Here is a 12296-nt window from a genome sequence, read left to right on the forward strand (position 1 = left end):
TACTACTCCTCCCTCTCGCTCAGTTCCTCTTTCAATTCCATTGCCCGGTCATAGATTTCCTGAGCAGGATAGCCTTCTTCCGTTCTTTCTTTAATCCACTCATCAACCATTGGCTCCAATGCCTCTTGCCATGGGATTAATGCATCACCTTCTAGTTCAATCACTTCAGCACCACTTTCAATTGCCGTCTCAAGGCCAATTTTTCCGTCCACATCATAGACACTTCCAGCTTTTTTTGCTAACTCTTTACCTATTAAATTATCTAGTATTTGCTGATCCCCTTCGCTGAAATTTTCATACGTTTTCTGACTCATCACACTAAAAAATGGTGTCGCAGAGAAGTCGCCAATAGTAATGTAATTTGTTACTTCATGAAAGCTATAATTGTAAAGGGTTTCAAAAGGTACGACGGCTGCATCAATTACGCCTCTTTCCAACGATTCATAAACATCTCCCATTGGCATGGAAATTGGTGTAGCCCCTAATGCTTCTATAATTTTGTTTGCCATCGGGGATGGAGAACGGACACGCAGACCTTTCATATCGTCTGGTGTTTCAATTTTAAAATCTTTACTTATAATCTGAGCTGGTTCGGCAGAGAAAAGAAATAATGGGTACGTGTCTGCATGTTCTTCCTGCATTTCCGGAAACTCTTCATATAATGTCATTAGTATTTCCGATGCATGTTCGGCGGACTCCGCTAGAAAAGGCAGTTCCATAATTGTCACGAGCGGAAATCTTCCTGGTGAGTAACCATAAACACTTAATGCAATATCCGCTTCTCTTGTTACAGCCATATCATATTGCGACCCGGCATCACCTAATGTATTCGATGGATAAAATTCCATCGTAATTCTTCCGTCTGTCTGTTCATGCAGATCAGAAGCAAGACCATTAAAAATTTTTGTTTGAATAGGGTGATTCCCTGGCTGGAAGTGAGAAACAATTAAATTATGATTTTCCTCTACTGAATTTTCCGGTTTGAAAGCCAGTGTGCTATCACAGGAAGCTAGTGCCAATACAAAAAATAACAACACAATCAGCAGAACTCTATTCCTAATAAAACTGAATTGCATAAGTATTCTCCTCTCTTTCATGCACTAATAACTTTAATTTCTTCGTCTAAGCTTAAAATATAGTCAGACAAAAACCGCCTCGAAGGAAATCGCTTACATTATTAAATATTTAGTTATAATATATTAAATTATATATAATATTATATATAAAAACAATATAAATTTAATATTTTTATATAAATGGTAGGAAGTTTTAAACAGATTAGATTAGAGCATGATATAAAAATATTTTCAATGAGATTAAGGATACTTTGACACCAAACGCAATACTATCGCAACCATTCCATCTCACTATGACACCTAATCCAATATTATCGCAACATGCCATCTCACTATTACACCTAATCCAATACTATCGCAACCATTCCATCCCACTATGACACCTAATCCAATATTATCGCAACATGCCATCCCACTATGACGCCTAATCGCACCTTTCCATCTACTACTAGATAAACAATAAACACTTCCTTCTCACATGAGAAGGAAGTATAAAATTTGGATTTTAAATAAACAGTTTTTGTATTTCCTTATCTGGATTAACCCACGTATCATTTGTCCAACCGTTAAGGTCGTAATCATTCATTGCTCTTTCAACGAATGATTTGTATATATCTGTTTGGCCTGCTGTATTAGCCATCTTCAGTGCATCCAATCGTATTCCTTCGTTGTTGCCGGCATAGTTTATTTCATACAATTCATTACGTCCGCCAAATTCAGTTCCTGTTGCATCCCAAACCATTTTCAAAAGCTTTACTCTTTCTTCTGCGCTTACACCCGTTCCTTTATAATACTGATCGATGTAAGGGCGAAGCTCAGGGTTAAGAAAGTCTTTAGTGCTCGATGGAAGAGATATCAAACCACCTGCTACCACTTCGTTAAATGTATTTTTGATGATTGGCCATACGGTCGGTGCAAATGTACGATATGCAGTTGCATAGGTTGAATTCGGGAGTTTATAACCTTCTGGACCATCTTCTGGATCAAGTGCCATTGCTGTAGAAATAGCCCAAAACATATTGCGATAGGAGATGACCTCACCGATTCTTGCCTGTACACCGCGGAAGTTATTCGTTCCAGCGACTTCAGTTGCTTTAAGCAGCATGCCAACCATAAAGTCAAGCTTCACCGCAAAGCGCGTACAGCCTTGGAATGTGTAACGATTCAGCCAGCCTGTTTGTGGTCTAAACCCATTTGCTATTTCCACATTATTGTAAGTTAAAACGTCTTCCCATGGTATCAGAACATTATCTAAAATAATAATGGCATCGTTTTCGTCAAAACGGCTTGATAATGGATAATCATATGGGCTGCCTTGCTTTGCAGCCATTTCTTCGTAAGATTGACGACTGATTACTTTTACACCAGGCGCATTCATTGGCACAAAAAAGATTAATGCATGGCTTTGGTCACCTTCACCTAAATCTTGCGGGGAGTAGTTCGCAACAAAATTATAATGGGTAAGAGCTGCAGAAGTTCCAACCATCTTGGCACCGCTTACAATAATACCATTATCTCTTTCTCCTACAGCCCGTACGAATACATCTTTATTTTCATGAAGTGGCTTATGTCTGTCCAATTGTGGATTTACAATCGTATGGTTACAGAAAGGAACTTCTTCCTGCCCTTTTTTATACCATCTCCTTGCATTATCTTCAAATCCTTTATAGAAATCTGCATATGGACCAAGCGATCCTAAAAATGCTGCTTTATAATCCGGAGTACGTCCCATAAATCCATAGCTATATCTCGTCCACTCGGCCATTGCATCGCGCGCTTCAAGCAATTCTTTAGCACTTGTAGATGCTTTGAAAAACTTATGTGTACGAAAATCACCAACATCTGATTTCGTTGTGATCGTATCTTTTTTTTCAGGATCATGCATGGCATCATACAGCTGGGCTATCGATCTTGCGGCATTGCGATATGCTGGGTGGGTTGTTACATCATCAATTTTCTCACCGTTCAAATATACGTGACGACCATCGCGCAGACTTTCTAAATACTCCTTACCATTCATCATTGTTATATAACCTCCAAAATAATAGATATTATAATATGGTATAATTTTCCCTTAAGGTAAGATTATCAAGGAGGCAACTATCGTTCTACAACAATTAGTGTTTATCCTCTATGGATAAAACGAACAATTTCTGTTCAATTCCATTTTACTTTAAAATGATTTCTCCCTCTGCATCAAGAACTTGTAACGTGAGTAAAAGTTCATACGTTACAGCAGGCTGGCGAAGATCTTTTCCTAACATTTCTTCTAACCTTCTTATTCGATATCTTAACCCGCTCATCGAAAGACACAGCTCATCCATAGACTTTTCCAGATTTCCTCCGTTTGCGAGAAATACGTATAGCGTTTTAATTAATTCGGCGCTTTCATTTTTCTTCGCATAAATTGGTCCAAGAAGATGTTTTGCCTTTTGTATCACTGCCTGTTTATCTTTGGAATGTATGAGCAGACCTGCGACACTGATGTCTTTAAAAAACATGATTTCCTCTGATGCATCGGTCATTTTCAGCGCTGTCATCGCTTCTTTGTAATACTCACTCGCTTGTTGAATACTTTCAGACAAGGTGCTTGCCCCCATTCGAAAAACACTGGGCGGAAATTCCTTTTTTAAATAATCAAGCAGTGACTGGCAAACTTCCTTCATTGTCTTCTGGTTATGATCTTTTTGAATAAGAAGAACGAGTATGCCTGAACGCTGTCCAATTAACACATTAAACCGGTTTTTAAAGAAATGCTGTACACTTTCAATCACTTGATCATGTATAAACAATTCGTTTTCTGAACCAGCATTTCCATTATCATATTTCAATGCAGCAATACAATATGGAGCATTTAAATCTGTTTGTATATATTTTCCTCTTGTTAGAATTTCTTTTTCTGTGAGATGACCTCCGTCGATAATCTGATCGAGAAAGTGCCCTTTTATCCGTTCTACTGCTTCAAATGTTGTTTTCTCGTTTAAAATGTAAAGCGAACAGACAGAAGCAACTCTTTCTAAAATCATGAGGTCGACTTTAGTAACCGGTTGATTTACTTCGTATATAAACGAACAGAAACCAAAACACTTTCGCTGCAGCATAATTGACGTTGTAAGATATTGGTTTACTCCATCAGAAATTTCCCTTGTCTGATAATCCTTTTCCTTTTGTTGGATATGTACTGCTGACTTAAAATCCAAATAACCATTCGTGAAAAATTCAGAGGAAAATCCCGAACCTGCTAATGGTGACATGTCTGCATTTTCTATTAATATTGGTATACCGATCTCTTCATAGATCGCATCTGCAATCGTTTGTAGATCATTCCCGTTTGTAAATTCTTGTGTAAGACGCTCATGAATGGTAAACGTCTTTTCAAAATTATTCCGTTCCTCCAGCAATTTTTCATAGGTGATCTCAAGTTCCCGAACAATTGGTTCATCATGATAGTACTTTAATTCTTTTTCAATTGAACCGTTCCACTCAGGTATTGTTTTTCCAACATAATAGCAATTATCAGCGCCTATCGCTTTGCATGCCACTTCTTTAAATACAACCGTTTTTTTGCATATTTCGGAGTAGTAGCCACTTGCATAACCAACTAGGGTATAGCATACAGCAGCATCTGAATTGCCAAACTGCTCGATAAATTCCTCTGCTTCATAAGATCCAGACCAGAATCCCTCTACGTGAACACCTTCTATCTGCCCATCTTCATCATAATCCAGTTGTAAATCGACTCGTTTTACTTTTGTAAAACCTCTCATCATGTGTAATTCAGGTCCCTTTTTCAAGAGCTCTTCAATAGAAGATTGATTCTTTTTAAGCACATTTTTCGCATCATTTTTTCCAAGGTTCCATCCATAACGGATTAAAAACCCCTTCATCCTCTCTTCAGATATATTGTCCATCAGATCTTTGCGAAGAATCCCAAAGACAGCCGACGAGGTTAAAATTACCCGCTCATCATCTAAGTAGATTCTTCCCTCGTTATCTGTTTTATTTCGATCTATTTTCTGATCTACACTCATTTTCGTCACCTGCCTGATAACCAATATTCGCTAAGACGTATAGAAACAAAAGGGAGCTGCATTAGCCCCCTTATTAAAATGCAAGTGAAATATATTTCGTTTCAAGAAACTCTTCGATGCCATAGTAACCACCCTCACGACCAAGCCCGCTTTCTTTAAATCCGCCAAATGGGGCTTGTGGTGTGGACGGTGCTCCGTCATTCAATCCGACAATTCCATATTCGAGTGCTTCACTTATTCGGATAGCACGTCCAATATTCTCTGTAAATACATATGCAGCTAATCCAAATGGTGAATTATTTGCTCGCTCGATTACTTCTGCTTCATCTCTGAATGTTGTAACGGGAAGCAGTGGCCCAAATGTTTCTTCATACATACAAAGCATGTCATCTGTTGCATCCATAACAATTGCAGGTTCCACATATAATCCTTCTAAATTCTTTCCACCTAAGGTGACGTTCCCGCCTTTGCTTACTGCGTCTTTAACTTGTTCATTTACCTTATCTACTGCGCTTTGATCAATCAATGGGCCAATATCTGTCCCCTCTTCCAGACCATTTCCAATTTTAAGCTTAGACACAGCCACTGTCAGCTTTGCTTGAAAGTTATCTTTAATCGATTCATGCACATATACTCGGTTTGTACATACACAAGTTTGACCAGCATTACGGAACTTAGATGCGACTACGCCTGTCACTGCTTTATCTAAATCTGCGTCTTCCATCACAACAAATGGGGCATGGCCACCAAGCTCAAGGGAGATCTTTTTCATTGTATCGGCAGCGGCTTTCATCAATATTTTGCCTACCTCCGTTGAGCCAGTGAACGTTAATTTTCTAACTCTGCTATCTTCATTCCACACTTTCCCGATTTGACCTGAGCTGCCAGTTACTATATTAATAACACCTTTTGGAATACCAGCTTTTTCAGCTAACTCAACCAATTTAAATGCCGTTAAAGGGGTTTGAGTAGCAGGCTTAATAACTACGGTACACCCTGCTGCAAGTGCTGGTCCAACTTTACGGGTGATCATTGCGGCAGGGAAGTTCCATGGAGTAATCGCTGCGACAACGCCAACCGGCTGTTTCTGCACGAAAATACGTTTATTCGGATGGGATGCCGGAATAATATCGCCATATACCCGCTTTCCTTCCTCGGCATACCATGATATAAATCCATTTGCATAGTCTACTTCACCAATTGCTTCTTTTAGTGGTTTGCCTTGTTCCTCTGTCATGATTTTCCCTATCGTTTCTCTTTCTTTTTTTATCAGTTCATGCCATTTCACAAGGTAGCTGCTTCTGTCCTCTGCAGTTCTTGCAGCCCATTCTTTTAGTGCACCATACGCGGCATCCACCGCCTGCTTAGCCTCTTCTTTTCCGCCTTTAGGTACTGTTCCAATTGGTTCATTTGTTGCCGGATTAATTACATCAATCTGTTCTAAATCCTTTCCAAACCATTTCCCACCAACAAACATTTCATATTGCTGCATATTCTGATACCTCTCTCATTAGGATGATTAGTAGTGCGACTTACCTTATATTACTTTTTATACCGAGCATGAATGTTATTCTGCTTATAAGTAGGATTTGTAAATTCATGTAATTCCAATGATAATGCTAAATAACGTTTATCATACAAATCCGCAAAGTGTTCTTTTATTGTAGCAAATAGATCATCACAAAGTACCTTTTTATCTTCTTCTGTCCGGCCGCCGCCAAGCTTTAGGGTGGCATGTACAAATGCATCGTCTTCTGTTCCATCCGCTATGCGATAGTCATTTAATTCGATTGCCCTTGTACGGAGACCGCCGATTGGAATGATGGCAGAATAGGAGAGCAGGGAATCATTAACCTTCTTTAAAAGCCCCGGTATATCTGTTTCTTCTTTTAGATTGGCGGTGTATTCAATAATCAGATGTGGCATCGTTAGTCCCCCTTACCTTAATGAAGTTAACTTCAATTAATTTGTTTGAAAGGTTTCTTCCCCAACGATTGTATTGACAAGTCTGCCAATTCCTTCTACTTCTGTTATCACTTCATCGCCAACCTTCGTATCCACAGATCCTTTTGGCGTTCCAGTCAGAATAATATCTCCTGGATTTAATGTCATAAACCCGCTTAAGTATTCAATCAAATGAGGAACAGAGAAGATCATATCTGCGGTACTGCCCTGCTGCGTAATTTCGCCATTTACATAAGTAGTTAACTGCAAATTCATTGGGTCATCAATATCTTCTTTATCGACCAACCACGGTCCGATCGGTGTACATGTATCACGGTTTTTCACACGAAGGTTAGGTCGATAATAGTTTTCTAAATAATCTCGAAGCGCATAGTCATTCGCTACCGTATATCCACGAACATAATCATATGCCTCTTCTTTTTTGACATTTTTAGCCGTTTTGCCGATGACTACCGCTAATTCACACTCATAGTGCATAAATGTTACATCTCCCGGACGAACCGTTTCACCACGGTGGCCGATGAACGTGTTTGGTCCTTTTAAAAATACTAATGGCTCTTTTGGTGCTTCTTTAAACGAAAGTTCAGCAGCATGATCAGCAAAGTTTAAACCAAGCGTAAATACGGTTTTAGGTTCTACTGGTGGGAGCCACGTAACTTCTGATTCCTCGACAATCCGACCATCTTCTAATTGAATACCTTCTTCTGTATCCATTGCATTCTGAATTAAACCATTATACGCTACACGTGCGTGTCTCATACAATACCGCCTCCTACAACTACTTTCTCTTTTACAACCTTATTTGTTAATGTTCCTATACCGTCAATTTCAATTTTAACGCTGTCGTTTTCTTTTGCTAGCGGGGCATTTTCAGGCACACCTACTAATAATATATCCCCTTCATAAAGTGTCATGAAGTCTGTTACCTCTTCCAATAATCGTTCAACTGAACGGATTAAATTTGACGTTGTATTTTCCTGTTTCAATTCACCATTGATCAAGACGCGGATTCCGAGTTCATTCGGATTTCCGATAGCGTCACGGTCAAGTACCCATGGTCCTATTGGGCAGAATCCATCTCTTGCTTTTTCTTTATAGGCAGGACGATAAAAACTTTCATGTGGAATACTTACATCATTTACGATTGTATAACCAGCTACATAATCCAAAGCATTTTCTTTCTTAATTTTTTTAGCTGGCTTACCAATTACGACACCTAAAGCAGCTCCAATCGAAACTTCATCAAACCCTTCTGGTAAAGGAATTGCCGCATCATATCCGATATGTGTATTGATAGGTTTAATGTATAGTATAGGAGCTTTCGGTGGGGCTTTATATGGATCGTCGTTCATCGAAGACTCTAACTTGGCATACTCACCTTTATAATTTAATAGAGTTCCATAAACTGTTCCGGACACAGGTACATCTAGTGATAATTCATTTAGCGGACACTGTTTTCCATCGAATTCTATTCGATTCTGATCCGCTTGATAGATTCCTTCTTTTATCTGCTGAATCCCTTGATGTTTAAATTTCACCTTACTCATAATAACAGCACTCCTTTAACAATATTGGGTCCATAACGATGTTGCCTATGAAGAAAAAGAGACCAGTAGCTTACTGGTCTTGATTCAATTTCTTCCTATAAAGCTATCTATTTAAACCGAAGCTGTTTTTTCTAATTTTCCATATTCAACAAGTGTTTCGCGAATTTCTTCTTGCAGTGCCTCTGAAGGCAAGCCCATTGGTTTACGCAAAACTGGTTCAATCATGCCCATCATGCCAAGTGCTGCTTTAACTGGTGCAGGGTTTGTATCTTTAAACAGCACATCATTCAGGTTCATTAATTCAAAGTGAAGATCCTGTGCCCGTTTGATATCTCCTTCTTCCCAGGCATTATGCATTTCTGCTATCTTCTTAGGCTCCACGTTTGCTGTGGCACTGATGGACCCTGCCCCACCAATTGCCAGCATTGGGTAGCATAACAGTTCAATTCCTGAATACAATAGGAAGTCTCTGCCACAATTAAGCAATACTCGATTCACATGTTCAAAATCTTTATTCGATTCTTTCGCTCCCACAATATTAGGACAATCTTTTACCAAACGTGCCATCGTTCCTACTTCCATATTTTGTGCAGTACGTCCTGGTATATTGTAAATAATAATCGGAATCTCTACAGAATCAGCTACTGTTTTGAAATGATCGTACAATGCTTCCTGGTTTGGTTTGTTATAATAAGGAACAATTACCATTGCAGCATCTGCACCCATTTCTTCAGCTTTCTTTGTTAAGTACATTGTTTCATCATGGTTAGTGGACCCAGTTCCTGGGGCAAATGGAATTCGTCCATTTATTGTTTTGATTGCATTTTCCATTACTTGAACCCGTTCTTCAGTAGTAAGAGAGCTCGGTTCTCCAGAAGTACCGGTTACAGATATGGCATGTGTTCCATTTTCAATCTGGAATTCGATTAATTCAGACTGCTTTTCGAAATCAATATCTCCATTTGCTTTAAATGGCGTAATTACTGGTGCAATGGATCCTCTTAATCTCTTTTTAATAGCCTCGTATCGATTGCTCATTTTATAAAAACCTCCTGTTAGTTTGCTAAATATATAGTTAATTTATATTACTGTTGTGGGCTTTCTTTTTTCTAATGTTGGCTGTTTTGTTTCAACTCTTTCACCTGTATAAACGTTGAGGAATGTTGATGCCTCTTCAAACCAGCTATCTGGCGCTTCATGTCCCCAGAAAGTTTGACGCTGCGGATCATCTAAGTCCCATTCGACTGGATCAAAGTCAGAATCACCAGTGTAATAATCGCCATTATACAATTCGATACGGTGTCCGTCTGGATCTCTTAAATACAAGAAGAATGCGTTAGACAATCCATGACGTCCCGGTCCTCGTTCAATGGATGCAGAAAATCCTTTGGCAGCTAAGTAATCACAGCCATCAATCAAACTCATCGGGTCTTTTAACCAGAAACCAATATGATGAAGGCGTGGTCCTACACTATTCATAAACGCAGTGTCATGTACACCTGGTTTACGGTGTAACCATGCTGCCCAAATATTATCTTCACCTTTTGATGTCGTATATTCAGAGCAAGCAAAGCCAAGTTCTTTTATATAATAGTCATAAGCTTTTTGTACATCAGGAACTGCACAGTTGAAGTGATCGATTCGCTGTACTTTTGCACCTACGTGAATGTCAAAACGCTGCAGCATACGCTCCACTTTATCCATTTCAAAATAAAATTCTACAGGAATTCCTGAAATATCCTGAATCCGAATGGTACGACCAATTCCTTTTTGTGAACCTTTTTCCATCCATTTTACTTCTGTACCTTGGCTTTGAAAGAATAATTCCAGCTTTTCCAGATCATCTTCCGCATTAACGCGATAGCTAACTACTTCAACAGCCGCTTCGGCTTTCTTTTTTAGCCAAAGGCAATGGTGATTATGGTCTTCAATTGCTCGATAGAAAATATTCTCATCATCTGATTCTGTTTCAATTAAGCCAAGTGCATCATAAAACTCTCTCGATTTATCCAGGTCTGTAACATGAAGCACCGCACGCCCTGTACGTTTAATATCAAAGTTCATATTTAGATTCCCCTCTCTCTGTTTTGATCTTATTTTCCAAATTGCGGTATATGATGATCACCAATAGCTACATGGATAATTTTTTGTTCCGTATAGAATTCAAATGCATAGTGTCCGCCTTCACGTCCGATTCCACTGTCTTTTGAACCACCGAATGGCGTTCTTAGATCACGCACATTTTGGGAGTTTACCCATAACATGCCTGACTCAATGGCATGTGCTACCCGGTGACCGCGTTTGATATCGTTTGTCCATACATACCCAGCAAGTCCATATCTTACATCATTTGCTTTTTCAATTACTTCTGCTTCTTCTTTGAATGTCATTACTGCAATTACAGGTCCAAAGATCTCTTCTTGAACGACACGCATTTCATTGGAAGCATTCAACAAAATAGTTGGCGCTACGTAATTGCCTCGGCTTAATTCTGTAGGAATCTCACCACTAATTATTTCACAACCCTCTTCCTCAGCAATCTTAAGATAGTTTTTTACGTTGTTGTAATGCTCTGTTTTAATAAGTGGTCCAACTTGTGTATCGTCTTCCAACGGGTCACCAACTTTGATATTCCAGACTCGTGTTTTTAATTTTTCGATAAATTCATCTGCAATACTTTCGTGTAGATACAGTCTTGAGTTTGCCGTACAACGCTCCCCATTAAATGAGAATATCCCCCAAGTGGCTGCATCAAGTGCTCTATCAAGGTCAGCATCTTCAAATACGATAATCGGTGATTTGCCACCAAGCTCCATGGAGAAACGCTTCAACGCATCTGCGCCATTTTTCATAATCGTAGAACCTGTAGTTGTTTCCCCAGTGAAGGAAATAAGCTGTACATCAGGGTGTTTAACTAATGCATCTCCAGCCGTTTCACCAAAGCCATGTACAATATTGAAAACACCGTCAGGGAGTCCAGCTTGATCGATAATTTCTGCCATCCGGTTAGCTGTCAATGGAGACCATTCAGCAGGTTTCAAAATGACTGTATTACCTGTTGCTAATGCAGGTGCGATTTTCCAAGTTTCTAGCATAAATGGAGCATTCCACGGCGTGATCAATCCCGCAACACCAACTGCAGAATGTACTGTGTAGTTAATGAACTCATCGTCTACTTGGTACACTTCTCCATACATTTGAGATTTCACTGTATCTGCATAAAAACGGAAGTTATTTGCAGAACGTGATACTTGTTTTCTTGTTTGTGCAATCGGAAGACCAGTGTCTAATGATTCTAATAAAGCGATTTCATCTGTATGCTGTTCAATTAGATCACCTATTTTATATACATACTCCAAACGTTCAGCTTGTTTTAAATTTCCCCACTCACCTTTAAATGCTTTCTTGGCACTTTGAACAGCTTTGTCAATATCTGCTGCTTGACCTGATGCAATACTATTAATCTTCTCATTCGTAAAAGGACTGATATTGTCAAACGTTCCTTCATCTTCAGCATCAACGAATTCCCCGTTTATATATAGCTTAATATCATCTAGTTTGTTGGCTAGTTCTTCGTGTTTGCTTACTAATTCTTCATGTTTCACTGACACATGATCCACTCCTTCAATTGAATTTTCTTTCTATTACGATTATATACGAAATAATATATGATTTGA

Annotated in this window: 10 protein-coding genes; all 10 read right to left on the bottom strand. The window is 39.0% G+C overall.

Annotated features, from left to right (window positions below):
* Positions 1-2: 2 nt before the first annotated feature.
* Positions 3-1076 (bottom strand): TRAP transporter substrate-binding protein, encoded by a 1074-nt coding sequence (locus MHH64_RS20430; RefSeq protein ID WP_340002360.1) that lies wholly within the window; start codon positions 1074-1076, stop codon positions 3-5.
* A gap of 505 nt (positions 1077-1581) precedes the next feature.
* Complete coding sequence (locus tag MHH64_RS20435) at positions 1582-3099, bottom strand: 4-hydroxyphenylacetate 3-hydroxylase N-terminal domain-containing protein (RefSeq protein ID WP_340002361.1); 1518 nt, start codon at positions 3097-3099, stop codon at positions 1582-1584.
* A gap of 145 nt (positions 3100-3244) precedes the next feature.
* Complete coding sequence (locus MHH64_RS20440; RefSeq protein ID WP_340002362.1) at positions 3245-5107, bottom strand: XylR N-terminal domain-containing protein; 1863 nt, start codon at positions 5105-5107, stop codon at positions 3245-3247.
* 73 nt (positions 5108-5180) lie between these two features.
* Positions 5181-6599 (bottom strand): NAD-dependent succinate-semialdehyde dehydrogenase, encoded by a 1419-nt coding sequence (locus MHH64_RS20445; protein WP_251661102.1) that lies wholly within the window; start codon positions 6597-6599, stop codon positions 5181-5183.
* Positions 6600-6649: 50 nt separating this feature from the next.
* The gene (locus tag MHH64_RS20450) at positions 6650-7033 is read right to left on the bottom strand and encodes a 5-carboxymethyl-2-hydroxymuconate Delta-isomerase (protein WP_303449817.1); all 384 of its coding nucleotides are present in this window, start codon (positions 7031-7033) and stop codon (positions 6650-6652) included.
* A 36-nt stretch (positions 7034-7069) separates the two neighbouring features.
* A complete protein-coding gene (locus MHH64_RS20455) occupies positions 7070-7831 on the bottom strand; it encodes a fumarylacetoacetate hydrolase family protein (RefSeq protein ID WP_095308110.1) in 762 nt (253 codons plus the stop codon).
* A complete protein-coding gene (locus MHH64_RS20460) occupies positions 7828-8619 on the bottom strand; it encodes a fumarylacetoacetate hydrolase family protein (protein ID WP_118888590.1) in 792 nt (263 codons plus the stop codon). Before MHH64_RS20460 ends, MHH64_RS20455 begins: the two co-directional genes overlap by 4 nt.
* Positions 8620-8730: 111 nt before the next feature.
* On the bottom strand, positions 8731-9657 hold the full coding sequence (hpaI, locus tag MHH64_RS20465) for a 2,4-dihydroxyhept-2-ene-1,7-dioic acid aldolase (RefSeq protein WP_095308106.1): 927 nt from the start codon (positions 9655-9657) through the stop codon (positions 8731-8733).
* A 42-nt stretch (positions 9658-9699) separates the two neighbouring features.
* On the bottom strand, positions 9700-10683 hold the full coding sequence (gene hpaD / locus MHH64_RS20470; RefSeq protein WP_095308104.1) for a 3,4-dihydroxyphenylacetate 2,3-dioxygenase: 984 nt from the start codon (positions 10681-10683) through the stop codon (positions 9700-9702).
* A 29-nt stretch (positions 10684-10712) separates the two neighbouring features.
* Positions 10713-12230 (bottom strand): 5-carboxymethyl-2-hydroxymuconate semialdehyde dehydrogenase, encoded by a 1518-nt coding sequence (hpaE, locus tag MHH64_RS20475; RefSeq protein ID WP_240033707.1) that lies wholly within the window; start codon positions 12228-12230, stop codon positions 10713-10715.
* Between the last annotated feature and the right edge of the window lie 66 nt (positions 12231-12296).

The organism is Oceanobacillus sp. FSL K6-0127, from assembly GCF_037983385.1.
GTDB lineage: Bacteria > Bacillota > Bacilli > Bacillales > Amphibacillaceae > Oceanobacillus > Oceanobacillus profundus.

Bases quoted from the DNA above. Each gene is read 5' to 3' on its own strand.
- hpaI (WP_095308106.1), bottom strand. From the start codon at position 9,657: ATGAGCAATCGATACGAGGCTATTAAAAAGAGATTAAGAGGATCCATT.
- MHH64_RS20460 (WP_118888590.1), bottom strand. From the start codon at position 8,619: ATGAGTAAGGTGAAATTTAAACATCAAGGGATTCAGCAGATAAAAGAA.
- MHH64_RS20450 (WP_303449817.1), bottom strand. From the start codon at position 7,033: ATGCCACATCTGATTATTGAATACACCGCCAATCTAAAAGAAGAAACA.
- MHH64_RS20440 (WP_340002362.1), bottom strand. From the start codon at position 5,107: ATGAGTGTAGATCAGAAAATAGATCGAAATAAAACAGATAACGAGGGA.
- MHH64_RS20435 (WP_340002361.1), bottom strand. From the start codon at position 3,099: ATGATGAATGGTAAGGAGTATTTAGAAAGTCTGCGCGATGGTCGTCAC.
- MHH64_RS20430 (WP_340002360.1), bottom strand. From the start codon at position 1,076: ATGCAATTCAGTTTTATTAGGAATAGAGTTCTGCTGATTGTGTTGTTA.
- MHH64_RS20455 (WP_095308110.1), bottom strand. From the start codon at position 7,831: ATGAGACACGCACGTGTAGCGTATAATGGTTTAATTCAGAATGCAATG.
- MHH64_RS20445 (WP_251661102.1), bottom strand. From the start codon at position 6,599: ATGCAGCAATATGAAATGTTTGTTGGTGGGAAATGGTTTGGAAAGGAT.
- hpaD (WP_095308104.1), bottom strand. From the start codon at position 10,683: ATGAACTTTGATATTAAACGTACAGGGCGTGCGGTGCTTCATGTTACA.